26 protein-coding genes and 1 pseudogene are annotated in these 24,715 nt (G+C 38.2%); 15 read left to right on the plus strand and 12 right to left on the minus strand.

The window, feature by feature from the left end; genetic code table 11:
• The first annotated feature begins 130 nt into the window (after nt 1–130).
• On the plus strand, nt 131–1,351 hold the full coding sequence (yedE, locus tag AC6H0J_RS08835) for a selenium metabolism membrane protein YedE/FdhT (RefSeq protein ID WP_032825576.1): 1,221 nt from the start codon (nt 131–133) through the stop codon (nt 1,349–1,351).
• Nucleotides 1,352–1,368: 17 nt separating this feature from the next.
• Complete coding sequence (gene yedF / locus AC6H0J_RS08840) at nt 1,369–1,638, plus strand: sulfurtransferase-like selenium metabolism protein YedF (protein WP_005627337.1); 270 nt, start codon at nt 1,369–1,371, stop codon at nt 1,636–1,638.
• Nucleotides 1,639–1,700: 62 nt separating this feature from the next.
• Here yedF and AC6H0J_RS08845 read toward each other — a convergent pair.
• From AC6H0J_RS08845 to suhB, 6 genes and pseudogenes are all read right to left on the minus strand, one after another.
• Nucleotides 1,701–1,888 (minus strand): annotated as a pseudogene (locus AC6H0J_RS08845) (5-methyltetrahydropteroyltriglutamate--homocysteine S-methyltransferase); the annotation flags it as partial.
• A gap of 202 nt (nt 1,889–2,090) precedes the next feature.
• Nucleotides 2,091–3,296: a BaiN/RdsA family NAD(P)/FAD-dependent oxidoreductase gene (locus AC6H0J_RS08850; RefSeq protein ID WP_497513553.1), complete on the minus strand. Its 1,206-nt coding sequence runs from the start codon at nt 3,294–3,296 to the stop codon at nt 2,091–2,093.
• Nucleotides 3,293–4,450: a heme lyase NrfEFG subunit NrfF gene (gene nrfF, locus AC6H0J_RS08855; RefSeq protein WP_497513555.1), complete on the minus strand. Its 1,158-nt coding sequence runs from the start codon at nt 4,448–4,450 to the stop codon at nt 3,293–3,295. The genes AC6H0J_RS08850 and nrfF overlap by 4 nt, the downstream gene beginning before the upstream one ends.
• Nucleotides 4,447–4,977 (minus strand): DsbE family thiol:disulfide interchange protein, encoded by a 531-nt coding sequence (locus AC6H0J_RS08860; protein WP_005627344.1) that lies wholly within the window; start codon nt 4,975–4,977, stop codon nt 4,447–4,449. Before AC6H0J_RS08860 ends, nrfF begins: the two co-directional genes overlap by 4 nt.
• On the minus strand, nt 4,977–6,884 hold the full coding sequence (gene nrfE, locus AC6H0J_RS08865) for a heme lyase NrfEFG subunit NrfE (RefSeq protein WP_005627346.1): 1,908 nt from the start codon (nt 6,882–6,884) through the stop codon (nt 4,977–4,979). Before nrfE ends, AC6H0J_RS08860 begins: the two co-directional genes overlap by 1 nt.
• Nucleotides 6,885–7,124: 240 nt before the next feature.
• Nucleotides 7,125–7,928: an inositol-1-monophosphatase gene (gene suhB / locus AC6H0J_RS08870; RefSeq protein WP_005633301.1), complete on the minus strand. Its 804-nt coding sequence runs from the start codon at nt 7,926–7,928 to the stop codon at nt 7,125–7,127.
• 199 nt (nt 7,929–8,127) lie between these two features.
• On the opposite strand from suhB, the gene AC6H0J_RS08875 reads away from it, so the two are divergent.
• From AC6H0J_RS08875 to degS, 8 genes are all read left to right on the plus strand, one after another.
• The gene (locus AC6H0J_RS08875; protein ID WP_046953321.1) at nt 8,128–8,646 is read left to right on the plus strand and encodes a type II secretion system protein; all 519 of its coding nucleotides are present in this window, start codon (nt 8,128–8,130) and stop codon (nt 8,644–8,646) included.
• Nucleotides 8,640–9,356, plus strand: coding sequence for a PulJ/GspJ family protein (locus AC6H0J_RS08880; RefSeq protein WP_032825585.1), 717 nt, complete (start codon nt 8,640–8,642; stop codon nt 9,354–9,356). Before AC6H0J_RS08875 ends, AC6H0J_RS08880 begins: the two co-directional genes overlap by 7 nt.
• Before the next feature lie 14 nt (nt 9,357–9,370).
• Nucleotides 9,371–10,054 (plus strand): DUF2572 family protein, encoded by a 684-nt coding sequence (locus AC6H0J_RS08885; protein ID WP_497513601.1) that lies wholly within the window; start codon nt 9,371–9,373, stop codon nt 10,052–10,054.
• On the plus strand, nt 10,047–10,334 hold the full coding sequence (locus tag AC6H0J_RS08890) for a DUF5374 domain-containing protein (RefSeq protein ID WP_032825578.1): 288 nt from the start codon (nt 10,047–10,049) through the stop codon (nt 10,332–10,334). The genes AC6H0J_RS08885 and AC6H0J_RS08890 overlap by 8 nt, the downstream gene beginning before the upstream one ends.
• Nucleotides 10,335–10,382: 48 nt before the next feature.
• Complete coding sequence (recC, locus tag AC6H0J_RS08895; protein ID WP_497513557.1) at nt 10,383–13,757, plus strand: exodeoxyribonuclease V subunit gamma; 3,375 nt, start codon at nt 10,383–10,385, stop codon at nt 13,755–13,757.
• A 61-nt stretch (nt 13,758–13,818) separates the two neighbouring features.
• On the plus strand, nt 13,819–14,268 hold the full coding sequence (gene nrdR, locus AC6H0J_RS08900; RefSeq protein WP_005627362.1) for a transcriptional regulator NrdR: 450 nt from the start codon (nt 13,819–13,821) through the stop codon (nt 14,266–14,268).
• Nucleotides 14,269–14,270: 2 nt separating this feature from the next.
• A complete protein-coding gene (ribD, locus tag AC6H0J_RS08905) occupies nt 14,271–15,389 on the plus strand; it encodes a bifunctional diaminohydroxyphosphoribosylaminopyrimidine deaminase/5-amino-6-(5-phosphoribosylamino)uracil reductase RibD (protein ID WP_497513559.1) in 1,119 nt (372 codons plus the stop codon).
• A complete protein-coding gene (gene degS / locus AC6H0J_RS08910; protein ID WP_497513561.1) occupies nt 15,390–16,412 on the plus strand; it encodes an outer membrane-stress sensor serine endopeptidase DegS in 1,023 nt (340 codons plus the stop codon).
• A gap of 61 nt (nt 16,413–16,473) precedes the next feature.
• Here the strand turns inward: degS and mutM are convergent, their stop codons facing one another.
• The 4 genes from mutM to radC all read right to left on the minus strand — a co-directional run bounded on the left by mutM (nt 16,474) and on the right by radC (nt 18,658).
• Entirely contained in the window at nt 16,474–17,289 is an 816-nt protein-coding gene (mutM, locus tag AC6H0J_RS08915; protein WP_497513563.1) for a DNA-formamidopyrimidine glycosylase, read from the minus strand.
• Nucleotides 17,290–17,360: 71 nt separating this feature from the next.
• Nucleotides 17,361–17,531, minus strand: a complete 171-nt coding sequence (gene rpmG, locus AC6H0J_RS08920; protein WP_005613503.1) for a 50S ribosomal protein L33 — start codon at nt 17,529–17,531, stop codon at nt 17,361–17,363.
• An 11-nt stretch (nt 17,532–17,542) separates the two neighbouring features.
• A complete protein-coding gene (rpmB, locus tag AC6H0J_RS08925; RefSeq protein ID WP_005542826.1) occupies nt 17,543–17,779 on the minus strand; it encodes a 50S ribosomal protein L28 in 237 nt (78 codons plus the stop codon).
• 213 nt (nt 17,780–17,992) lie between these two features.
• Nucleotides 17,993–18,658 carry a RadC family protein gene (gene radC, locus AC6H0J_RS08930; protein ID WP_005631435.1) on the minus strand — a complete coding sequence of 222 codons (666 nt, stop codon included), beginning with the start codon at nt 18,656–18,658 and terminating at the stop codon, nt 17,993–17,995.
• A gap of 163 nt (nt 18,659–18,821) precedes the next feature.
• On the opposite strand from radC, the gene coaBC reads away from it, so the two are divergent.
• Genes coaBC through crp form a run of 5 tightly spaced genes read left to right on the plus strand, consistent with a single transcriptional unit; the run spans nt 18,822 to nt 22,122 of the window.
• Nucleotides 18,822–20,024 carry a bifunctional phosphopantothenoylcysteine decarboxylase/phosphopantothenate--cysteine ligase CoaBC gene (gene coaBC, locus AC6H0J_RS08935; RefSeq protein ID WP_497513565.1) on the plus strand — a complete coding sequence of 401 codons (1,203 nt, stop codon included), beginning with the start codon at nt 18,822–18,824 and terminating at the stop codon, nt 20,022–20,024.
• 47 nt (nt 20,025–20,071) lie between these two features.
• Entirely contained in the window at nt 20,072–20,527 is a 456-nt protein-coding gene (gene dut / locus AC6H0J_RS08940; protein ID WP_005627376.1) for a dUTP diphosphatase, read from the plus strand.
• A gap of 3 nt (nt 20,528–20,530) precedes the next feature.
• Nucleotides 20,531–21,187, plus strand: a complete 657-nt coding sequence (slmA, locus tag AC6H0J_RS08945; protein WP_005627377.1) for a nucleoid occlusion factor SlmA — start codon at nt 20,531–20,533, stop codon at nt 21,185–21,187.
• Nucleotides 21,188–21,208: 21 nt separating this feature from the next.
• Nucleotides 21,209–21,460 carry a YheU family protein gene (locus tag AC6H0J_RS08950; RefSeq protein ID WP_005631427.1) on the plus strand — a complete coding sequence of 84 codons (252 nt, stop codon included), beginning with the start codon at nt 21,209–21,211 and terminating at the stop codon, nt 21,458–21,460.
• Complete coding sequence (crp, locus tag AC6H0J_RS08955; protein ID WP_005627381.1) at nt 21,445–22,122, plus strand: cAMP-activated global transcriptional regulator CRP; 678 nt, start codon at nt 21,445–21,447, stop codon at nt 22,120–22,122. Before AC6H0J_RS08950 ends, crp begins: the two co-directional genes overlap by 16 nt.
• A gap of 365 nt (nt 22,123–22,487) precedes the next feature.
• Here crp and rlmC read toward each other — a convergent pair whose 3' ends face one another.
• Nucleotides 22,488–23,666 carry a 23S rRNA (uracil(747)-C(5))-methyltransferase RlmC gene (gene rlmC / locus AC6H0J_RS08960; RefSeq protein WP_118817093.1) on the minus strand — a complete coding sequence of 393 codons (1,179 nt, stop codon included), beginning with the start codon at nt 23,664–23,666 and terminating at the stop codon, nt 22,488–22,490.
• The gene (gene nagZ, locus AC6H0J_RS08965) at nt 23,663–24,715 is read right to left on the minus strand and encodes a beta-N-acetylhexosaminidase (RefSeq protein ID WP_005627385.1); all 1,053 of its coding nucleotides are present in this window, start codon (nt 24,713–24,715) and stop codon (nt 23,663–23,665) included. The genes rlmC and nagZ overlap by 4 nt, the downstream gene beginning before the upstream one ends.

Consider the following 24,715-nt stretch of genomic DNA (forward strand, 5'->3'; position numbering starts at 1 on the left):
ATCTGACAAATTTCATTTGTCTTATATCGCAAGTTTTGTGTATAGGAAAATGGGCACTTCTTTTTTTCACTGTATTCATTATTTATACCTTTCTTGCAAATCTTTCTTTTCAATAAATTTAGGTTATCTTATGAAAGAGATTTGGCTACAATTTAAACAAAATTATTTAATTAAATACTGGAATCCGATTGTTGCAGTGACTGCAGCGGGTTTGCTTTCCGCTTATTACTTTGGGGTAACAGGCACTTATTGGGCTGTTACAGGGGAATTTACTCGGTGGGGAGGGCATGCATTACAAGCGTTAGGCGTTGATGTATCTGAATGGAGTTACTACAAAATCATAGGAATGCAAGGTAATATCTTCTCACGTGTTGATGGTGTCATGATCTTAGGCATGTTTGCAGGTTGTATTTCTGCGGCACTTTGGGCAAATAATGTAAAATGGCGCAACCAACCACATAAACGTCGGATTGTTCAGGCTTTAATTGGAGGTGCATTAGCAGGATTTGGTGCACGTTTAGCAATGGGATGTAATTTAGCTTCACTTTTTACAGGTATCCCACAATTTTCGGTACACGCTTGGTTCTTCACTATCGCAACAGCAATAGGTACTTATGCTGGTGTAAAAGTCACATTACTACCAATATTTCGCGTTAAATTAGAACTGAAAAAAGGCGCAGCGAAAATAAAAGAAACAGATCCTAAACAAGCACAACGCCGTTTCTGGATTGGTATGATTGTATTTTTTGCTTATCTTATTGCTTCACTTTATGTAATGACTCAATCTATTAAGCTTGGTTTTGCTATGCTTTGTGGTTTGGCTTTCGGGTTATTAATTGAACGAGCTCAAATTTGTTTTACCTCAGCTTTCCGTGACTTATGGGTAACTGGGCGTGCTTATATGGCAAAAGCTATTATTTTTGGAATATTAGTGGGTACAATTGGTGTATTTAGCTACATTCAACTTGGCGTCTCGCCTAAAATTATGTGGGCTGGCCCCAATGCTATTATTGGCGGTTTATTATTCGGATTTGGTATTGTACTCGCTGGTGGTTGTGAAACAGGTTGGATGTATCGCTCAATGGAAGGTCAAGTACACTTTATGTGGGTTGGCTTAGGTAACGTAGTCGGATCAACTTATCTCGCCTATGTTTGGGATGATATCGCTCCTGTTTTAGCACTTGATTACGAAAAACTTAATTTACTAAAATCTTTCGGGCCCGTAGGTGGCTTACTTGTGAATTACGGTTTATTAATTTTATGTTTAATTGCCGTAGTCTGGTGGGAACGTCGTTTCTTAGCCAAAGCAAAATCTCAAATAACCGCACAAACTGGCTGTGGATGTAATTAACCAAAAGGAGCATAATCATGGCATTTACTATTGTTCAAAAATTAGATAAAGATCCAAAAGACATTTCACCCGATTATACATTAGATACGTTAGGCGAACCCTGCCCTTACCCCGCTATTGTAATGTTAGAAACCATGCCACAATTACAAAAAGGTGAAATTTTAGAACTATTAAGCGATTGCGCACAATCTATCAACAATATTCCTATTGATACTAAAAATCATGGCTATACACTGCTAAGTGTAGAGCAAGATGGAACAAAATTGCGTTATTTAATTCAGCGTTAATAAATGGCTCCATAAGGAGCCATTTATTATCTACCAATAAAATCAAATTAATCTTCGCCCCAAACCTCTTTAGCGATTTCTTCGCGTGTACCATAAATGCCCGCATCCACTGGATAGGATACATTAATTGATTGGGACTAGGGATGCTGTATTTAACTATGCCACGATCACCAACAATAGCATTCAATTTCTTAAAATGCTCAATAAATAGATGATTTGAATACCTACATCTAACCGAGCTTGGACTAACTTTGTAATTGCTTGATCTTCAATCTCAGTTAATTATTCACGAGAGATTTCACCTTATGCAAATTTTAAACGAGCCTCTTTTAATGCTTGTGAGCGTAAATAAAAGCCTACTGTGGCTGCATGTAATGGGAGTTTTTTTGATATTTTACTTCCTTATTTTATGATTTAATTAAAAGAATTCTAACGTATTTTCTACACCCCTTCTATTTTTCACTAATTCCTTGTGAACAAGCATAAGCCGAGCTCCACGCCCATTGGAAATTATAGCCACCTAACCAGCCAGTCACATCCAATACTTCACCAATAAAATATAAACCGCTGACTTGGTTGCTTTCCATTGTTTTAGAAGAGATCACTTTGGTGTCCACCCCGCCCATTGTGACTTCTGCCGTACGATAGCCTTCCGTGCCATTTGGAGTAAACTCCCAGTGATGAATAAAATCCACTAGATTTTTTACCCGCACTTTACTGATGTTAGCGATAACTTCATCTTGCACAATGCCTTGTTCAATCCAAAGCTCGACCAATTTTTTCGGAAGTAATCGAACCAAGATGGTTTTCAACATTTGTTTTGGCGAAGATTGTTTTGCTTGATTAATTTCCTCTTCCACATTGTGGTTCGGTAATAAATCAATTTCTACAGACTCAGTTGGCTGCCAATAATTGGAAATTTGCAATACCGCAGGGCCTGAAATACCACGATGAGTAAACAAAAGCTGGTTATAAAAAGATTTTCCGCTCTGCGCTGTGATCGTAACTGGCAAGCTAATGCCTGAAAGTACGGTTAAAAATTTATCTGTTTCTCGATAAGTAAAAGGAACTAAACTCGCGCGAGGAGGAATAACAGGAATGCCAAATTGTTCTGCAATTTGATAGCCAAATGGCGTTGCACCAAGCCCAGGCATAGAGAGCCCACCAGTGGCGATAATCAAATTTTTACATTGCCATTGGGTTGAATTTATCTGTAAAACAAACAGCGCTTTTTCATCATTTTGAATCCGTTCAACTTGAGAAACTTCGCTACGCAATAAAATCTTAGCACCATATTTATCGCATTCAGATTTCAGCATTTCAACGATTTGTTCTGCGCCCTCATCGCAAAATAATTGCCCCAATTCCTTTTCGTGATAAGCAATCCCCTGCTCCGCTACTAAAGAAATAAAATCCCAATTGGTATAACGAGCCAGTGCCGATTTGACGAAATGAGGATTTTGCGAAAGATAATGAGCGGGCGTAACCTCTAAATTGGTGAAATTACAAAATCCACCGCCCGACATCAAAATCTTACGCCCGATTTTTTTGCCGTTGTCGAAAACTGTCACCGACTTGCCTAGCTTAGCCAACTGTGCCGCACAAAATAATCCTGCCGCACCTGCACCAATAATAATGTTTTCAGAATATTGGCTCACGGATTTTGCCCTTTTTCACCACGTTGTAAAAAATCCAACATCTTCATTCGTTGAATAACTGAACGACGATCCACTGCCGCATTACCTGAATCTAATAACTGCTGTAAATACGCACCGGCTTGTTGATATTGACGATTTTCTAAGGCAATTGTCGCTAACAAAGAAAGGCTCGATACTTCATTTTTATCTTTTGTCAACGCTTCATTCAAAAGTTGCTCGACTTTTGCTGTCACTTGCTGGCCTGCTTGATAATAAAGTGCGGTGGCTGCCAAGCCTAAAATATTAGGTTTACTTCCTGATATTTTTTCTGCGTTAGAATAAGCCACAAGCGCACTATCAAATTCATTATTCTGCACATAAACTTCCCCAAGCTGAAGCCAAGTTTCCGCATTATTTGGATCAGTTCGCAGTTTATTTTGGATCTTCTCAATCACATTTTCATTTTTGTGTTCATCATTCATTTCAACATTTTGATTATGTTGCTCAATCATCGATTGCTCACCTTGTTGAACACGACTAAAACGATCAAGGGAAAAATAATAAGCGGTTGGAATCGCAATTAATAAAAAGAAAACCACAAAAGAAAGTTTGTGATTACTTTTCCCAAAGGAATCTGTCTTTTGTTCCTTTTGCTTAGGATCCGAATGAGACTCAGCATTAACAGAAAAATATCTCTGTTCTTTTTCCAACGCAGTTCCCTGCTCGACTGAAGATAGGGACGATTTTTTCCTATTTGAGAAATAAAGCAATACTGCAGCTAAAATTAAAAGAGCGATTGGCAATAGCCACAACAATGCCGTATTCCATTTGAACGGTGGTTTATAATTCACAAAATCACCAAATCTAGCGGTCATTTGATCGATAATTTGCTGATTACTTTTGCCCTCATCCACCATTTTGTACACTTCAAGACGCAAGTCATAAGCAATTGGAGAATTAGATTCCACCAAATTTTGGTTCTGACATTGTGGACAGCGTAAAGATTTTGCCAACTCTACGGCGCGAGTACGATCATCTTGATTTTGAAATTGATAGGTATCCACCATTTCCGCTTGGGCGAATAAGGAAAATGCGAATAAAAGTGCGGTCGCAAAAAAGACTATTTTTTGAACCTGAATAAAACCGCGAGTAAAAATATCTAATATGCTTTTCATTTGTTCTTCATTGCTTCAATTTTTGGCAAAAATACCGTTTGCCAAGTTTCTTTATCCAGTAAACCAGAATGGCGATAACGAATCACACCATTTTCATCCACAAGATAAGTTTCTGGCGCACCATCTACGCCTAATTTTAATCCCAATTCCCCATGACTATCATCAATGGTTAAGACAAACGGATTGCCCATTCTCTTGAGCATTTCAATGCCATTTTGCGGATTGTCGCGATAATCCACGCCCACAATAGGCAACGTTTTTGCAATCTCAATCAACAGAGGATGTTCTTCCTTGCAATAACCACACCAACTGCCCCACACATTTAATAAAAATGGCTGTTTAGGAAAATCTTTCGGGCTTACGATTTGTGACGGCTCATGTAAATTAGCCTGATAAAACTCTGGAACTGGTTTATCAATTAAAGCCGACGCAATTTTTTTCGGATCTTGATTTAACCCAGCAATTAATAATACACACACACCTAAGAGCACAAAGAGCGGTGCAAAAAAGATAAGTTTTTTGTTCATTATTTTTCCTGTTTTCTGCGTAATCCGAAAACGCTACAAAGTGCGCCAAAGGCCATTAAAATACCGCCAGCCCAAAGCCAACGAATCAGAGGTTTATAATGTAAGCGGAAAGTAAATTCTCCTTTGCCGAGAGAATCGCCCATCACAATATATAAATCACCCCAAAAACCGCCATCAAGCCCCACTTCGCTCATTGTCATTGTTCGCACATCGTAATAACGGCGCTCAGGGATAATTTCTGAGTAAGGTTTTCCATTTTCAGTTACGTCAAAAAAGGCAACTTCTGCCGTAAAATTTGGCCCGATTTCATTAGAAAATTGGCGATAGTGAAATTCATATTGCCCCAGCGTTTGACTTTGTTGCGGTGCTAAACGCACACCAATTTCACTGCCAAAATAACCGCTCATCACCGCACCGATAGTCACAATCGCCACGCCACAATGCGCTAAAATCATACCAAATTGAGACAAGCGAATTTGTCGCCAATTTTGCCATAAAGTGATAAATAAAAGGCAAATCGCAAGAGTTAATAACACAAAGGCGAAAGCATGGAAATTCAACGCAGAATTATTTCGTATCTGTTGCCAAATCATCAAGCCAGCAAGGATTAAAGACGGAATCAACAACCATACGCAACGTATCAATAATGTGCGATCAAATTGCATCCAACGAATGGTGAGTGAAATCACCATTAGGATTAAAATGACCGTAATAATTGGAAAGAAAATACTATTAAAATAAGGACTTCCCACCGAAATTGAACCCCAATTCATCGCTTGGAATAACATGGGGTAAAAGGTGCCTAAAAAGGTGGAAACCGTCGCAATGGTCAGCAAAATATTCAGTAATAAAATACCACCCGATTTAGAAACGAACTGAAATTTTACCGCACTTTCTGATGAACTGCCCGCTCGTAAGGCGAATAATCCAAAGGCTAACACTGTCAAAACAAAGAAAATTAATAACAACACATAACCGCGCGTGTTATCCAATGCAAAAGCGTGCACAGAAGTGAGCGCGCCAGAACGAACAATAAACGTGCCTAATACACTAAAGGCAAAAGCAAGCAAAGAAAAAAGTGTAGTCCAATAACTAAATACGCCTTGTTTTTCCGTCGCCATTAAACTATGTAATAAAGCCAAACCAAGCAACCAAGGCATTAAAGACGCATTTTCTACGGGATCCCAGAACCACCAACCGCCCCAGCCGAGTTCGTAATAAGCCCACCACGCACCGAGCACAATGCCAATGGTTAAAAATAACCAAGAAAACAACACCCAGCCACGCATTGAGCGTGCAATTTGTCGTGGAGATTGGTTATAAATCAACGCACTCAAACTCATGGCAAAATTCACTGCAAAGCCCACATAGCCAACATATAACAACGGCGGATGGAAAATTAATCCCACATCTTGCAACATTGGATTGAGATCGCGCCCTTCTGTCGGTGCTGGGAAAATGCGTCCAAATGGATTGGAATAAAATAAAATAAACACCGCAAAACCAAAGCAAATTAATCCCAATAAAGATAAAGATTGAGCGGAAAAAGTGCGGTCATTTTTTCGATTTAAAAAAGCAAAAGCAGCAAGCCATAAACTCAATGAAAATAACCAAAACAACATTGAACCTTCATGTCCGCCCCAAGTGGCAGCCACTTTAAAAAATGTAGGTAATTGGGAATTAGAATGTGCCGCTACATATTCAAGGGTGAAATCATCCACCGCAAAAGAATAAGCAAGCAAACCAATTGAGGATGTCGTCGCAAGGGTAAAAATATAACTAAGCGGCCAAGCGGCATTAATTAAAGTAAGATTTTTTTTGAATAATCCAAATTGAGGCACTAACGCAAGAAAAAATGCGCTAGCTGTTGCGAGCAAAAGAAGGAAAAAGCCAAGTTCTGGAAGCATAATGTCGTCGTTTTCTTCGTTGAGGTTCAGATTCGTCCATTGACGAGTTATTTACTAATTAAAAAAACACACGCCAATTTAAATCTGCATTAAAGTGCATTTTTCTCACCTAAATTCTACCGAAAATCCTAAATTTTGCACGCAGTTTGTGATTCACCTCAATAGGATAAATATGATTTGTACGGTAGATTTTTCATAAAAAAATAGCGCCCTATTGGCGCTATTCTAGTTATCAAAGAATTAATTATTAAATTCAGCACCTAAACAAGGGCGGATTTTATTTAACATTTCTTTTATTACGCGTGATGGTGCGGCAATGATATTGCCACTGCGTAAGTAGCCGTTACCTGCATCAAAATCACAGACTAAGCCCCCAGCTTCACGCACGATTAAATCGCCAGCAGCACAATCCCATGCTTTTAAGCCCATTTCAAAATAACCATCAATACGATTTGACGCTACATAGCATAAATCTAATGCTGCAGAACCAGTGCGACGGAAATCCGCGGCATCTTCAATTAAGGCATTCATCATTGCAAATTGAGTTGGCATTAATTTTGGTTGTTTGAATGGGAAACCGGTCGCTAAAATTGAACCTTGAATTTCACGTTTACTATCTACACGTAAACGTACTTCATTTAATTTTGCGCCTTCACCACGCACAGCGGTAAATAATTCATTGCGGATTGGATCGTAAACAACCCCAACTTCAGTACGATTTTTTACACGAATTGCGATAGAGACGGCAAAATGAGGAAGGCCCGTCATAAAATTACGGGTACCATCTAGTGGATCAATCACCCATTGTACATCGCTATCTTTGCCTTCAAGCGCACCCGTTTCTTCACTGATGATGGTGTGGTCAGGATAAGATTTACGAATAATTTCAATGATTTCTGCTTCTGCCGCTTTATCAACGTTTGTCACATAATCATTAATACCTTTTTGTGTGCTTTCGATAGCATCACGGCGTTCATAATTTTTAGCAATCACATTGCCCGCTTTTCGTGCCGCACGAATTGCGATATTTAACATTGGATTCATATTTCCACCAGATTTTAAAGAACAGAAAAATTACGCGCCATTATAGCGAGATTTGCCAAAATAACCAGTTGAAAATTATAAAACAATGGTTTTTATAGGTTTTCAGGAAAACTTTGTGATACGGATCGCAAAAATAGCATGAAGTGATTTTTCCATTAATTATTTACCATTAAAGTGCGGTAGAAAATTGGAGAGTTTTATGCAGAAAGGTGTGACATTAGTGGAATTATTGATTGGGCTAGCAATTATCAGCATTGCGCTGAGTTTTGCCGTGCCATTATGGCAAACAGACTCACCTAAAACGATTTTAGCCAAAGAGCAACATCGCCTGTATTTATTTCTACGACAAATTCAAGCTCGGGCAGAAAATTCATCAGAAGTCTGGTTCCTGCTGATAAATCGTAACCTTGCGACACAACAATGGTGCTTAACGGCACAAGTAAAAAATGATCAAACTTGCGATTGTTTAAACCCAATAAACTGCCCGAAAGAAGCCTATGCTCATTTTTACTATCCTTATTTTCCTAAAAAAACGATGATTCAAAGCCATTATATTTATCCCAAAGAAATCACGAGGTTTTATGGTGCGCGTAATACCAGTGTGACTCGTTGCTTTATTCTGCAAGCGGAAAATGAACGTACATTATTTTCATTTTTCAATGTTGGCAGTATTCGTTTGAAAACCAATCAAGCGGCTAGTGCATGCAATCAATCATGAAAATATTATTAAAAGGGCAAACCCTATTAGCACTAATGATTTCGCTGGCGTTATCATCTTTATTATTGCTAAGCATTTCACATTTTTATGTGCAAATACAAACTCAAAATCAACACATGTTATTGCATTTAAAACTACAAGCAGAATTACAACGAACATTACAGCTCATTGGTAAAGATCTTCGGCGATTAGGATTTAGAGCATTAAATACAAAAGGAACAGAAAGCAATTTATCTTTATTTGAATTAGATGAACAAGGCACTGCCATTTTCATTAGCCAAGAAGATAACGCCCCACTTAATAGCTGCGTGTTGTTCTTTTATGATTTAAATAAAAATGGGTGTATTGGCAAAGATTCACCAAAAACCTGTATGAAAAATGGGAAAAATACATCGAAAAACAGCACTGAAGAATTATTCGGTTATAAAGTGAGTAACAAAACGATAAAAACCAAACTGACTTATCAAAGTGTTATTCCTACTAATTGCACAGCAGAAACTTGTAAACGAGCTTTTCAACAAACCGCTTGCAACGCAGGGGGTGGTTGGACAGATTTATTAGACAACAATGAATACGAAGTCACTACCCTACAATTTAATTGGTTAATTGAAGGCAAAGGATTAGAAATCAAGCTAAAAGGAAATTTAAAACAAACCCCAAACATCAGTTATGAAACATCCCTTGTCGTTGCACTATGGAATCAAAAATAACGGAATCAAAAATAATAACAATACAAAAAGGCATTATTACGCTGACTATTCTGATTTTTATATCGGGATTATTAACCGCAATCTTATTGTTGGATGACAGCCATTTAAGTTTTTTTCGTGCGCAACAAAATCAACGAAGGCACTATGTGGAAAGAACATTACAACTGCAAAAAATGACAGAGGAGAAAAAACAAACTGCCTGTATTGATTTACCGTTAAATAATAATGAAAGTGTAAAGCAAATCAGCATCACACTTGGTGGTGCCACCGATGCAATTCAATATTTTCTTTGGTGTGAAAGAATGAGTCTATTTAAAAAATCGCCTACACGAGGCGATAATCAAGGTGCATTGAAAGATTTTATTCACACAGAAAAACTCACCGAGTTTAGACCGCACTTTTCTTCTCCGCCCAAAATTTTAAACGCGAATAAAACACCTAAACTTTATTGGTTTTCAGATTCACAAGCGGAAGTTGAAATTAATGGCACCGTCTCTACCGTATTAATTGCAGAGGGAGATTTAAAACTAACAGGCAAAGGACGGATTAGTGGAGCAGTGATCACCAACGGAAATTTAACTTTAGATGGGGTGACGTTGGCCTATGGCAAATCTGTCGTAACAACCTTAGTGCAACAATATAGTCAGTGGCAGCTAGCAGAAAAAAGTTGGAGTGATTTTAATGTTCCAGATGAATAAAGGCATGTCGCTCACGACCCTATTATTTTCTTTAGCTTTATTTAGCGTTTTATTTATTGCTTTCAATCAATGGACGGCAAGCCAGCGAAAAAGTGCGGTGAAAACTTATCAAGATTTTCAGGCGATACAGGTTGCGGAGAATCAAGCTCAACGCCAATTTTTAGGGTTACCTTGTGAACAATTGATACAACAAAATGGCTTAACTTTTCGTGTTCAATGTCAAAACGAACGCGTCATTGTGCGTTATCCTATGGGTGAAATTTCGATAAAAACTAAGTAGAATGGCATTGTCTTTTTCTAGATTAAATCATCACAAAAGGTCGCCATTGTGTTCATTGTTTATTATTCCAATCAACTCGAAAAACAAAAAGAAATCCTTTCTTCCTTATTCAAATCGTTACCGCCAGAAGATCCTTTTCAGCAAGATATTATCCTGGTGCAAAGCCCGGGAATGGCGCAATGGCTGCAAATTGAATTAGCGAAAGAAACAGGCATTTCAGCAAACCTCAAATTTCCTATGCCAGCAAGTTTTATTTGGCAACTTTATGCTCAAAATTTATCCGCAACGGCATTGGAAAACCCTTTTGATAAAGATTCAATGACATGGCGCTTAATGCGATTAATCCCGACTTTTCTCGAGAAAGAAAATTTTTCACCTTTACGCAATTATTTAGCGTCCTCGCCACATTCAGAACAATACAAACTTTATCAACTCAGCAGCAAAATTGCCGATTTATTTGACCAATATTTGGTTTATCGACCTGAATGGATTTTTGCTTGGGAAAAAGGCGAAGATGAACAAATCACTGCTCAAATACAAAAACAACAACCTAACCTCAACAATACGTTGTTTGAGCAAATTCAAGGCAATACAAAATGGCAAGGTGAGTTATGGCGTGCATTGGTTGTCGATGTTAAATCAGATGTGGGTGAAGCCACCCATCGAGCGGCTTTGCATAATCAGTTCTTAGCCTTGCTTGCCGATAAAAAAGCACCGAAAAAATTACCTTCACGCATATTTATTTTTGGTATTCCTGCGCTCCCAACTGCTTATCTCAATATTTTGCAAGCGATGTCATCAGAAGTGGATATTCATTTATTTTTTAATAATCCATGCCAAGAGTATTGGGGAGATATTAGTGATTTACGCCTAGATTATTTGCGTTCTCGTCAGCGTTATCAATTCAATAAACAAGATGAAAATCAACCGCTCTTTAACGAGGATCAACTTTCTCAACTAGAAAACGCTCAGTTTGATGTCACTTATCAAAAAGAAAACCTTCAAGTAGGTAATCCGTTACTGGCGGCTTGGGGAAAAATGGGGCGAGATTTTCTCTATACATTGGTGAGAGATGAAGAACATATTCCAACTTATCCCATCAATGCCTATCAAGAAATTGAATCGAACAGTTTGCTTGGACAATTACAGTCTCAAATTCTACATTTAGAAAATAAACCGCTAAATATCGCAAAAAATGACCGCACTTTAACCTTACATTCTTGCCACAGTGCTATGCGAGAAGTGGAAGTATTGCACGATTATTTATTAGATTTATTCAATCAAGATCCTAACCTTACGCCAAAAGATGTGGTTGTTATGGTGGCAGATATAAACCAATACACGCCTTATATTCAGTCGGTTTTCGGGCAAAAAAATGGAGATGCGCAACAAATTCCATTTTCACTTTCGGATAATAAACTTGCAGAAAGCGATGTGTTGGTCTCAAGTTACTTAACTTTATTACGCTTAAAAGAAAGCAATTTTAGTGCGGAAGATGTCTTAGCATTGTTGGATATTCCTGCGATGAGAGAACGATTTAATATTTCTCTTGCTGATTTACCATTAGTGAGAGAATGGATGGCGGATTCAGGGATTCGTTTCGGTTTGCAAAAAAATCAAGATGGCATCAATTTCAATTCTTGGCAAGCTGGATTAGAACGAATGATTTTAGGCTATGCAATGCGTGAAGAACACGGCATTTGGCAAGATAGTCTCGGGTTAAACAGTAGTTATGGCTTAAAGGGTGAACTTGCTGGAAATTTATCTCACTTTTTCACCGCACTTTCCGCTCTACATGAAACGCTGCAACAAGCGCATTCTATTGAAAAATGGCAGGAAATCTTAACCGCACTTTTATCAAATTTCTTCGTGCAAAATGAAGACACAAGCGACACGATTTTCTATATTCAAGAGAAAATTAATGAATTAGCTGAGCATCTAAAAGCGCTCCATTTTACTGAAGAATTACAAGCTGACGTGATTGCCGATGTCATCACAATGAAATTGGAAGATGCGCCAAATAGCCTCAAATTCCTTGCAGGGAAAGTAAATTTTTGCACCTTATTACCAATGCGTTCTGTGCCATTCAAAGTAGTTTGTTTACTTGGAATGAATGATGCGGATTACCCTAGAACACAAACACCAAACAGTTTTGATTTAATGCAATATCACCATCAAAAAGGCGACCGTGTTCGCCGTGATGATGATCGCTATTTGTTCTTAGAAGCCTTATTGGCAGCGCGTGATTATTGCTATATCAGCTATGTTGGCCGTTCCATTACAGATAATCAACCGAAAGAACCTTCTGTATTGGTAAGCCAACTCCTAGATTATATTAATCAAGGGCAAAGCGAAAATACCCTTACGGTGATTGAGCATCCGATGACGGCATTTAGCCCAGATAATTTCAAATATAACGAGAAATTTACCCGCTCTTTTGCGACAAAATGGTTGCCAATAGCACAATTTGACGCGACTGCTAGCAATTCAGAATTTGCCGTCACCATGACAGAAAACCCAGAAAAAATCGAAGAAATTGAACTGGATCGTTTAGTCAGCTTTGTGGAAAACCCTGTGAAATTTTTCTTTGAAAAACAACTCGGTGTCTATTTCCGTGATGAAGATGCTCGTATTGCCGACAGTGAAAACTTCACCTTAAGTGGATTAGATAATTACTCTCTCAATAATGACTTAATCTACCTTGATGAACAAAATTTTGCTGATTATTTTAGACAAGCAGAAGTTAAAGGCGTGTTACCTCGAGCCGAATTTGGAAAAGTTTATGCTGAAAATATTCGAGACAATGTTTTGGAATTTAAAAAGAAAATATCAGATCTTGGTGAAGCCAAACACGCTTCCGTCGATTTCAATCTCTCCGCAGATTGGCAAAATGAAAATCAAGAAATTCGTCTATTTGGTTATATGGAGCCTTTATTTGGCGATGATTCACAGGTGATTCACTGGCATTTTGCGAAATACAAAGATCGCTATTGCATCCGTCCTTGGATTTATTATTTGATTCAATGTGTCACACAAGAAAATGCGGTACCACCAAAATTAATTACGCAAGATCAAGTTATCGAACTACCGCCTATTGAGCGTGAAACCGCTCTCGCTCAATTAAAAATTTACGTAAAAGATTATTTACAAAGCCAAATAGAAATCCAATTAGTACCAACCATAAAAAATATTAATGATTTTATTGTGAACGATGAAATCACGGTTGATTTTGACAATATTTCTAGAAAACTTCAGGAACTACGTGAAGACAGCAAATCCGGCGCTCAAGCAGATCCATATTGGTCACGCGTATTGGCGCAAACCTCAAGATTTGAACAAACTGGAAATATCGAAAAATTATTAAAACAAACAAAAGATTGGTTTGGCTTATTATTCGTACAAAAGAAGACAAGAAAGGCATAAAGCTCATCGTCAAAGAACCGATTTTTTGCTAAGATAACAGCCTTTTTACGGAGAATTGTCTATGCGCTGTCCATTTTGTTTTACAGAAGAAACCAAGGTAATTGATAGCCGTTTGGTATCGGATGGCTATCAGGTTCGTCGCCGTCGTGAGTGCGGTCATTGTCATGAGCGTTTTACTACCTTTGAAACAGCCGAATTAATCGTACCAAAAATTATTAAAACTGACGGCACTCGAGAGCCGTTCAATGAAGATAAATTACGCAGTGGTATTCAGCATGCGTTGGAAAAACGCCCTGTAAGTGCGGATGATGTTGAACAAGCAATTAACCATATAATTTTTCAATTACGCGCGACGGGTGAACGTGAAGTACCAAGTAAACTGGTTGGAAAACTCGCGATGAATGAGTTAAAAAAACTCGATAAAGTGGCTTATATTCGTTTTGCATCGGTCTATTTGAGTTTCGATAATATTAATCAATTCACCAAAGAAATTGAGAGCTTAAAGGATTAACCATGAGCGAATTTTCCGCACAAGATCGCAAATTTATGCAACGCGCCTTGGATTTAGCCACCAAAGGTCAATATACCACTACTCCGAACCCATCAGTGGGATGCGTATTGGTAAAAAATGGTGAAATTGTGGGGGAAGGCTTTCATTTTAAAGCGGGGCAACCTCATGCTGAACGTGTTGCCTTAGCTCAAGCTGGCGAAAATGCTAAAGGTGCAACTGCTTACGTCACCTTAGAGCCCTGCTCTCATTATGGTCGCACACCGCCTTGTGCATTAGGATTAATCGAGGCTGGTATAGTGAAAGTCATTGCAGCTATGCAAGATCCGAATCCTCAAGTCGCAGGGAAAGGTTTGAAAATGTTGTCTGATGCCGGCATCGAAAGTGCGGTGAATTTATTGAACGCTCAAGCGGAAAAAATAAATAAAGGCTTTTTAAAACGAATGCGTCAAGGTATGCCTTTTGTTCAACTTAAACTTGCAATGAGTTTAGATGGACGAACAGCAATGGCAAGTGGAGAAAGTAAATGGATTACGGGACCAGATGCTCGTTCAGACGTACAAAAAATGCGTGCAAAATCATCCGCACTTTTATCCACTTCTGCGACAGTAATTGCAGATGATCCAAGCCTTAATGTACGCTGGGACGAATTTCCTGAAAATCTTAAAACAGAATATAAAAAAGAAGATCTTCGCCTGCCTGTGCGAGTCATTTTAGATTCACAACATCGCATTCAACCGACTCATAAACTTTTTTTAACGCATTCTCCCGTTTGGTTAGTTTCTAATGAACCGAGAGATTTAGCAGGCTTTCCTAATTTCTGCGAACAAATTATTCTTCCAAAAGAAAATTTACTAAAAGAATTAATGCGAGAACTGGGAAAACGCCAAATAAATATGCTTTGGGTAGAAGCTGGAGCCAATTTAGCGGGTAGTTTAATTGATGCGAAATTAGTGGATGAATTGATTATTTACGTTGCGCCAAAATTACTTGGCGACAATGCTCGTGGTCTATGCCAATTACCGAATTTAACTAAACTTGCCGATGCACCATTATGGCAACTCAATGAATTAGAACAAATCGGTGACGATATAAAATTAACTTACACACCGAAAGGAATCTAAATGCTTAAAAAACTTTTCCATTCCGCACTTTGGGGCTTGGCTGCTGCGGGCGTGATTTTGTTTGCGGTTCCAAGACTGAATAATAGCAATATCTTCACTTCAGACGATATTGTATCGTTCAAAAATGCGGTGCGTATTGCCTCTCCAGCAGTAGTGAATGTTTATAACCGCTCTTTTTCTTCCGCCAGCATTAATGATAATGATCAGCTACAAGTAAATAACTTAGGTTCTGGCGTGATTATGAGTAAAGATGGCTATATTCTGACGAATAAACACGTCATCCAAAATGCCGATCAAATAGTAGTAGCGTTACAAAATGGAAATATTTTTGAGGCCAGTCTTGTTGGTTCAGATAATCTCACCGATCTCGCTGTTCTCAAAATTCGTGCAAATAATCTTTCAACCATACCACAAAATTCAAATCGTCAAGCTCACGTCGGCGATGTGGTATTAGCAATCGGTAATCCCTACAACTTAGGACAAAGCGTGTCTCAAGGTATTATTAGCGCAGTGGGACGTAATGCTGTAGGTGATTCTGTTGGCAGACAAAACTTCATTCAAACAGACGCCTCAATTAACCGTGGCAACTCAGGTGGCGCATTAATTAATTCTGCAGGGGAATTGGTTGGAATCAGCACCCTTAGTATTGGCAAAACTGCCAATGAAATCGCAGAAGGACTAAATTTTGCGATTCCAATGGATATTGCAAATGATGTTTTACAAAAAATTATACGAGATGGACGTGTTATCCGAGGTTATTTTGGCGTGCAAAGTGACATCAGTTCAAGTAGTGAAGAAGGCATTGTCATCACTGGCGTAAGCCCAAATAGCCCCGCAGAAAAAGCAGGCATTCAATTAGGTGATGTCATTTTGAAATTAAATAATCAAGAAGGCATTTCAGCCCGAGAAATGATGCAAATTATCGCAAATACAAAACCTAATTCAAAAGTTCTCGTCACTATTCTACGATTAGGCAAAATTTTACAACTTCCTGTTGTCATTGAAGAATTTCCAGTAAATTAAAAATAGCGGTCATTTCTGACCGCTATTTTCTTCTCTCTTTTCCATCGAAAACCTTCTCATCCTAGCCCATTTTCTGACATTTCGGGCAAAAGAAACTATTACGCTGGCCTATCACTAAACTTTCAATTTTTCCACCGCACTTCGGACAAGGTTTATCTTTATTACCATATACTAATAATTCTTGTGCAAAATAACCTGGGCGCCCATCTGGCTGTAAGAAATCTTTAAGTGTGGTTCCACCTTGAATAATGGCTTTTCTCAAAACATCTTTAATCGTATTCACTAAGGAAATACATTGATTGCGGGTCAGATTTTTAGCGAGTTTAAGTGGATGAATACCACAAATAAACAAACTTTCATTCGCATAAATATTACCAACGCCCACCACCACAGCGTTATCCATCAAGAAGGTTTTAAGTGCGGTTGATTTTTGACGAGATTTTTTGAATAAATACTCGGCATTAAATTCATCAGAAAACGGTTCAGGCCCTAGCTTTAAGAAAAGATGAAAGTCATCTAAATTCTCCGACCACAACCATGCACCGAAACGACGGGGATCGTTATAACGTAATAATTTGCCATTATTCATCACAATATCAATATGATCATGTTTATCTATTGCGCTATCCTGTGGCACAATTCGCACCGAACCTGACATGCCGAGATGCCCGATGATATAACCTTTTTCCGTGTGAATAATCAAATATTTTGCTCGACGAGTGAGATCGACAATTTTTACATTTTTTAGCGTTATCAATTCCTCTGATACGGCCCAGCGCAATTTAGGCTGACGCACGACAACTTTCTCAATCGTAAAATTCTTAAGATAAGGGCTAATACCGCGTAGTGCAGTTTCGACTTCAGGAAGTTCAGGCATGATTTGTTCCTTAATAAATCTTGGATAGAAAAAAACCCGAACAATGTCGGGCTTTTTCTAAATAAGCAAAATTATTTGATTTTTGCTTCTTTATAGATGACGTGTTTACGCACTACTGGATCAAATTTTTTGATTTCCATTTTTTCAGGCATATTACGTTTGTTTTTATCAGTTGTGTAGAAGTGACCGGTCTCAGCAGTAGAAACTAAACGGATTTTCTCACGAGCGCCTTTAGCTGCCATTTTTTAGCTCCTTAGATTTTTTCGCCACGAGCACGGATTTCAGCTAATACTGCATCAATGCCTTTTTTATCAATAATACGCATACCTTTCGCAGTTAAACGTAAGGTTACGAAACGGTTTTCACTTTCAACCCAGAAACGGTGAGTGTGAAGGTTTGGAAGAAAACGACGACGTGTCGCATTCATCGCGTGTGAGCGGTTATTACCCACAGCTGGACGCTTGCCTGTTACTTGACAAACTCTAGACATAATAATCTCCAATAATTAAATATAAGCTCGAGCTTACGGTTCGGATTGTTTAAAGCCAGTTAAAACCAGCTTACTACCTCGTCAGGTCGCGCTAATCCGACCCGCTTACTATATTAAAGGTCGCAAATTATACTGGCTTTGTTTTCATTTCTCAAGTGCAAATGCGATTTTCCTGAATGTAATCGGTAAAAAAATGGTCAACATTATAAAAATTTATAATAAAAAGTTCTCTGCAAAAGAATAGCAATCTGTTTTTCCGACAATTAAGTGATCAAGTACTCTGATTTCCATTAGTTCTGCAGACTCCTGAATTTTTTTAGTAATAAGCTGATCCGAATAACTCGGCTCCGTTATACCCGAAGGATGATTATGCGCCAAAATTAAGGCTGCCGCATTACAATAAAGTGCTTCTTTAATTATTTCCCGAGGATAAACCGCTGATACATTAATTGTACCTAAAAATAACCGCTCTTTTTTAATCAGACGATGTTGATTATCCAAAAATAAAACCATAAACACTTCTCTTTCCTCATGTTGCAATTCAGTGAGTAAAAAAAGTTTTACCGTTTCAGGATCATTAATAATTGGCGTACTCAACATCTCTTGCTTTAAATAACGCTTGGTCATTTCCGTAATTGCTTGCAGTTGAATAAATTGCGTAATGCCTAAGCCTTTCACAGAACAGAAGGCTTTTTCATCTGCAGAAAGTAACGCATGCAAGGAACCAAAATGTGATAAGACATTTTTCGAAAGCTGAATGACTGGGCAGCCTTTTATGCCAGTTCGTAAAAAGATCGCCAGCAATTCATAATCAGCGAGAGTTTCTACGCCAAATTTAAGCAATTTTTCCCGTGGCATTAAATCATCATTGTTTTCCATAAGATATTAAACACAAAATAGAAAAAATTTTGACCGCTCTTTTCTTGTTTTACGAGTAACTTATACAAAGTCTGCGATATGTATCGCAAAAATAGCATTGGGCATTCAATAAAATTAAAGTAAAATAACGGAATTGTGGCTAAGCACTAACAAAGGTTGAAACATGAAATTAAGCGGAAAGCATATTGTAGTCGGCATAACTGGCGGAATTGCGGCCTATAAAACAATAGAGTTGATTCGTTTATTACGCAAAGCAGACGCTGAAGTAAGTGTAGTATTAACCCCCGCTGCGGCAGAATTTATTACGCCTTTAACGCTTCAAGCCATTTCTGGCAATGCTGTCGCACAATCTTTATTTGATCCACAAGCAGAGCTGGCAATGGGTCATATTGAACTTGCCAAATGGGCCGATGCCATTATTATTGCGCCAGCTAGTGCAGACTTTATTGCCCGTCTTACTGTAGGCATGGCGAATGATTTACTTTCAACAATTTGTCTTGCGACTGATGCGCCAATTTTTCTTGCCCCAGCAATGAATCAGCAGATGTATCGCCAATCCATTACTCAACAAAATTTAACGGCTCTTCAAACGCGTGGAATTGAGCTTATTGGCCCGAATAGTGGTTTTCAGGCTTGCGGCGATATGGGGAAAGGACGTATGTCAGAACCAGAGGAAATTTTTACCGCACTTTCTGACTTTTTCTCTCAAAAACAAGATCTACAAGGATTAAATGTCGCTATTACAGCAGGCCCAACGCGTGAGGCAATCGATCCCGTTCGTTATATTTCTAACCATAGTTCAGGGAAAATGGGATTTGCGATTGCTGAAGCATTTGCCGAACGTGGGGCGAACGTCACGCTAATTTCAGGGCCAGTGAATTTAACAACACCAAAAAATGTAAATCAAATCAATGTCATCTCAGCACAAGATATGTGGAAAGCCTCTCTTGAAAGTGCGGCGAAAAATCAAATTTTTATTGGCTGTGCGGCTGTTGCTGATTACAGAGTAGCCAAAGTTGCTGACCAAAAAATTAAAAAATCTGGCGATGAAATATCTATCAAGTTAATTAAAAATCCCGATATTATCTCAGATGTAGGACATTTAAAAACACATCGCCCTTTTACTGTTGGATTTGCGGCTGAAACCCAAAATGTTGATGATTACGCAAAAGATAAACTTGAACGCAAAAATCTTGATATGATTTGTGCCAACGATGTATCTGGCGGACAAGTTTTTAACGCTGATGAAAATGCCTTGCAGCTTTTCTGGAAAAATGGTCATAAAAAATTATCGCTAAAATCAAAAGTGGAACTTGCAGCTGATTTAGTCAATGAAATCATTGAACGCTATCAAAAAACCTTATAATTCCAACCGCACTTTTACCTAAAAATGAATTTCAAACGGAGTATTACATGAAAAAAATTGACGTAAAAATTTTAGATTCTCGCATTGGAAATGAATTTCCTCTGCCAACTTACGCAACTGAAGGTTCGGCAGGTCTTGATTTACGTGCTTTGGTCGATGAAAGCTTTGAAATTCAACCTGGTGAAACCAAATTAATTCCGACGGGGCTATCAATTTATATTGCGGATCCAAATTTAGCTGCAGTGATTTTGCCTCGCTCGGGCCTTGGTCATAAACACGGCATTGTGCTAGGAAACCTTGTGGGATTAATTGACTCCGATTATCAAGGGCCATTAATGGTATCAATGTGGAACCGTGGAAATGAGCCATTCAACATTGAAGTCGGTGATCGCATTGCTCAACTTGTTTTCGTGCCAATAGTACAAGCTGAATTTAATATTGTAGAAGATTTTCAACAAACCGAACGTGGTGAAGGCGGTTTCGGTCATTCAGGTAAACAATAATTTATGGTAGAAGAACAATTATCTTTATCAGGCGTAGAAGACATTACGCCTAAAATTGAAACACCAAAAATTGAAAAAAGAACGGTAAAAGAACGTCGTCAACAAGTGCTTACTGTATTGATACATATGCTTCATTCCGAACGCGGCATGGAACGTATGACAACGGCTCGTCTAGCAAAAGAAGTTGGGGTATCAGAAGCTGCGTTATATCGTTACTTTCCAAGCAAAACAAAAATGTTTGAAGCCTTAATCGAGCACATCGAAAATACCTTATTAAGCCGTATTACCGCTTCTATGCGTAACGAAACCCAAACAATGAATCGCATTCATGATATTTTACAAACGATTTTAGATTTTGCCCGTAAAAATCCAGGGTTAACTCGAATTCTAACGGGCCATGCATTAATGTTTGAAGATGCACAATTACAAGTTCGAGTCGCGCAATTTTTTAATCGTCTTGAAATGCAGTTTGTCAATATCTTACAGATGCGAAAATTGCGTGAAGGGCGAGGCTTTAATGTGGATGAACGCATAATTGCTTCGCATTTAGTGACACTATGTGAAGGACAATTTATGCGCTATGTTCGTACTAATTTCCGTCTGAATGCAAGCCAGTCTTTCGAACAACAATGGCGTTTTATCGAGCCACTTTTTGCCTAATTGACTTTACCGAGTAAATATATGATTATTCCTTGGCAAGAACTAGAAGCAGAAACACTAGATAATATCGTAGAAAGCGTAATTTTACGCGAAGGAACCGATTACGGTATAGAAGAACTTTCACTCAACCAAAAAAAACAACTTTTACTGACTCAAATTCGCAATGGAATTGCGGTGATTGTATGGTCTGAATTGCATGAATCCATTGACATCAAAAATAAAACGGAATTTTTGAAACAGGAATGTAAGGAGCACGAATGTCAAATGAATTAACCGAAATTGATGAAGTTGTAACCTCCTCTCAAGAAGAAGAGACAACTCAACGAGATCCAGTTTTAGATTGGTTTCTTACTCACTGCCATTTACATAAATATCCCGCAAAATCGACTTTAATTCACGCAGGTGAAGATGCAACGACACTTTATTATGTCATTAAAGGCTCTGTAATGGTGTCAGCAAAAGATGATGAAGGTAAAGAGATGATTCTCACTTATTTGGGTGCAGGACAATTCTTTGGTGAGGCCGGATTATTTGATGAAGGTTCAAAACGATCTGCTTGGGTAAAAACAAAAACAACATGTGAAATTGCTGAGATATCTTATAAAAAATATCGTCAATTAATTCAAGCAAACCCAGAAATCTTAATGTTTTTAACCGCACAATTGGCAAGACGTTTACAAAATACTTCACGCCAAGTCAGTAATTTAGCATTCTTAGATGTGGCAGGTCGTATTGCTCAAACACTAATGAACTTAGCTAAACAGCCTGAAGCAATGACACATCCTGATGGGATGCAAATCAAAATTACACGTCAAGAAATAGGGCAAATGGTTGGTTGTTCACGAGAAACTGTAGGACGTATTATTAAGATGTTAGAGGATCAGAATCTTATCCATGCTCATGGAAAAACCATCGTTGTGTATGGCGCAAGATAATTTTTCATCATAAATTATTCAAAATAAAACCATTCAAAACCAATTTGGATGGTTTTTGTTTAATTAGAAATAATATTCAAAACATTAATTGACAATTAATATAAAGGATTCTATCATTACCCAACTTCTTACAAATATCGTGGGAAGACAGGATTGGTCTCCTGATATAGTGGCTTTAAAGGTTTATAACCTTATTGCATAGTTTTATGCCGCAAAAGCTAGAACACCAAGGTGCATTTTCTAATCTATGGTGGGCTAGGTAGAAATCCCGCAGGGATGCGTGCAGTAAGCCACTTGCTGTTAAGACCAATTCTGCTTAGTTCCACCACCCTTCTTTCAAATTCCCTAGTTTTTTCTATCTCACCTTAATTAATCTTTTTTCTTTCTAGTAAAACTAATACTTCATAGTGAGATGTTTGCGGAAACATATCAAAAAGTTGAATTTTCAATGGTTTATAACAAGTTAGATGCTGTAAATCTTGCCCCATTGTCACGGCATTACAGCTGGAATACAAGATAAAGTGCGGTTGAATTTGGTTAAGAAATTCACTTAATACCTTTCCAATTCCACGACGTGGTGGATTTACAATCACAAGATCTGGCTTATTCTCATTCTGATTTTTCATCACACTCGCCGCATCGAGAGATTGGAAATTTACATGTTCTAACCCCAATATTTTGGCGGAATTACTCGCTGCAAAAATAGCTGAGGAGGAAATTTCAATTCCAGTTAACTCTATACTTTTTCCCCATTTTTCCTGTAAAACTTTAGCACAATGTAAGCCAAATCCTCCCACACCACAAAATAAATCCCAGACTTTATAGATTGGTAATTCACTCACCCATTGCTGAGCTGTAGCATATAATCCCGCCGCCACTTTAGGATTAGTTTGAAAGAAACCTTGTGGGCGAATAAAGAGCAGAATACCGTTGAAATTCTCAGGTAAAAATTGTTGTTCTGTCAGAAAAATCTCTTGTTCACCTTCTAAGATGGCTGCATGCTGTGGCTGTAAATTAATGCTAACCACTTCTAAGTGCGGTAATTTTTCCAATAATTTTGGTAATTCTCGACGAATTAATGGCAATTTATTTTCTGTGCGTAATACAAAACGCAACATTAATTTTCCCGTCGCAATACTTTCTGTCAGCAGAATATATTTAAGCTCGCCTTTTTGTTTAGCAATGTTATAAGGTACTAAACCAGCACGACCAATAAAATCCTTCAAAACCAGAAAAATCAATGAAAAATGAATTGGATAAAGGGGACAATCACACAAATCAATCGCACTTTGTGGATCATTAGGATTTTTTAAAATGCCAAGTATCGGGCGCTCAACACTGCCACTAACAACCATTTTAGCTTTATTACGAAAGCCTTGTTCACCAGATTCAAAAGGAGCCAACCATTGCGCTCCATCGCAATTAATAGAAATCAGTTGCTGCTTTAAATGATGTTGTTTTTCAGTTAGCTGCTGACTATAAGGTATTTCAAGCCATTGACAAGAACGACATTCATTTTGTTGATAGTATCGACAATCAATCATTTTCTTGCAGCCTGAATATCTAGCCAACGGTTTTGAATATCTGCGAGATTTCGGTGATTCAGTTTCCAACGTTGATCTAAAACCAAGTCATTCCACTTGATCACTCTACGTTTAAATAAATTTTGTAAGCGAGCTTGACGAGTCATAAAGTGCGGTTCATTTTCAGTAAGTTTTAGATTATCTAATACTTGAATGACACCTTCACGTTCATTGCACAGTAACAAAAGATCACAACCTGCATTCAGTGCTTTTTTGCTACGCTCCACAAAATCGCCCATTACACCTGCGCCTTTCATACCGAGATCATCGGAAAAAATTGCACCTTGGAAATTTAATTGTTTTCGTAAGATTTCTTTCAACCAATATTCTGAGCCACTTGCGGGTTGACTATCACATTGTCTATAAATGACATGTGCAGGCATAATAGCATCGAGTTTATTTTGTGAAATCAACTGTTGGAAAGGTTGGAAATCGCCACTAAAAATTTCGTCTTTTGCGCGATCATCATAAGGTGTTTCTAAATGAGAATCGGCTAATACATGGCCATGACCCGGGAAATGTTTACCTGTAGATGCCATACCTGCTTGATGCATACCATCAATAAAAGCGGTTGCTAAATTTACCGCACTTTTTACATCAGATGAAAAACTGCGATCACCAATCGCTCGACATTCATGCCCCAAATCCAGCACCGGCGCAAAACTCAAGTCAATATCCAAGGCAATCATTTCTGCAGCCATTTGCCAACCAGCTTCTTTAGCGAAGTTCACTTGTTCAGTTGCTGACAATATTTCTTGAAAAGCCTGCATTGAAGGCAACATTGTGAATCCATCACGGAAACGTTGAACTCGCCCACCTTCTTGATCCACCGTAATCAATAAAGGCTTTTTCACTCGTTGACGAACAGAACGAATTAATTCTTGAATTTGTTCTCTGTCTTCAAAATTTCGAGTAAATAAAATCAATCCCGCAATAAGAGGATGAGAAAGTAACTCAACCTCCTCTTGTTCCAACTCTTTTCCTTTTAAATCAATTAACAGCATGCTCAT

Source organism: Haemophilus sp. THUN1691 (genome assembly GCF_059704425.1).

What these genes read in the sequence shown, in the direction of transcription:
- suhB (WP_005633301.1), bottom strand. Translation starts at nt 7,928, where the DNA reads ATGAATCCAATGTTAAATATCGCAATTCGTGCGGCACGAAAAGCGGGC.
- AC6H0J_RS08875 (WP_046953321.1), top strand. Translation starts at nt 8,128, where the DNA reads ATGCAGAAAGGTGTGACATTAGTGGAATTATTGATTGGGCTAGCAATT.
- degS (WP_497513561.1), top strand. Translation starts at nt 15,390, where the DNA reads ATGCTTAAAAAACTTTTCCATTCCGCACTTTGGGGCTTGGCTGCTGCG.
- rpmG (WP_005613503.1), bottom strand. Translation starts at nt 17,531, where the DNA reads ATGGCAGCTAAAGGCGCTCGTGAGAAAATCCGTTTAGTTTCTACTGCT.
- ribD (WP_497513559.1), top strand. Translation starts at nt 14,271, where the DNA reads ATGAGCGAATTTTCCGCACAAGATCGCAAATTTATGCAACGCGCCTTG.
- nrfE (WP_005627346.1), bottom strand. Translation starts at nt 6,884, where the DNA reads ATGCTTCCAGAACTTGGCTTTTTCCTTCTTTTGCTCGCAACAGCTAGC.
- yedF (WP_005627337.1), top strand. Translation starts at nt 1,369, where the DNA reads ATGGCATTTACTATTGTTCAAAAATTAGATAAAGATCCAAAAGACATT.
- radC (WP_005631435.1), bottom strand. Translation starts at nt 18,658, where the DNA reads ATGGAAAACAATGATGATTTAATGCCACGGGAAAAATTGCTTAAATTT.
- AC6H0J_RS08950 (WP_005631427.1), top strand. Translation starts at nt 21,209, where the DNA reads ATGATTATTCCTTGGCAAGAACTAGAAGCAGAAACACTAGATAATATC.
- nrfF (WP_497513555.1), bottom strand. Translation starts at nt 4,450, where the DNA reads ATGAAAAGCATATTAGATATTTTTACTCGCGGTTTTATTCAGGTTCAA.
- nrdR (WP_005627362.1), top strand. Translation starts at nt 13,819, where the DNA reads ATGCGCTGTCCATTTTGTTTTACAGAAGAAACCAAGGTAATTGATAGC.
- slmA (WP_005627377.1), top strand. Translation starts at nt 20,531, where the DNA reads ATGGTAGAAGAACAATTATCTTTATCAGGCGTAGAAGACATTACGCCT.
- coaBC (WP_497513565.1), top strand. Translation starts at nt 18,822, where the DNA reads ATGAAATTAAGCGGAAAGCATATTGTAGTCGGCATAACTGGCGGAATT.
- rpmB (WP_005542826.1), bottom strand. Translation starts at nt 17,779, where the DNA reads ATGTCTAGAGTTTGTCAAGTAACAGGCAAGCGTCCAGCTGTGGGTAAT.
- AC6H0J_RS08890 (WP_032825578.1), top strand. Translation starts at nt 10,047, where the DNA reads ATGAATAAAGGCATGTCGCTCACGACCCTATTATTTTCTTTAGCTTTA.
- crp (WP_005627381.1), top strand. Translation starts at nt 21,445, where the DNA reads ATGTCAAATGAATTAACCGAAATTGATGAAGTTGTAACCTCCTCTCAA.
- AC6H0J_RS08860 (WP_005627344.1), bottom strand. Translation starts at nt 4,977, where the DNA reads ATGAACAAAAAACTTATCTTTTTTGCACCGCTCTTTGTGCTCTTAGGT.
- nagZ (WP_005627385.1), bottom strand. Translation starts at nt 24,715, where the DNA reads ATGAGCATGCTGTTAATTGATTTAAAAGGAAAAGAGTTGGAACAAGAG.
- dut (WP_005627376.1), top strand. Translation starts at nt 20,072, where the DNA reads ATGAAAAAAATTGACGTAAAAATTTTAGATTCTCGCATTGGAAATGAA.
- rlmC (WP_118817093.1), bottom strand. Translation starts at nt 23,666, where the DNA reads ATGATTGATTGTCGATACTATCAACAAAATGAATGTCGTTCTTGTCAA.
- mutM (WP_497513563.1), bottom strand. Translation starts at nt 17,289, where the DNA reads ATGCCTGAACTTCCTGAAGTCGAAACTGCACTACGCGGTATTAGCCCT.
- yedE (WP_032825576.1), top strand. Translation starts at nt 131, where the DNA reads ATGAAAGAGATTTGGCTACAATTTAAACAAAATTATTTAATTAAATAC.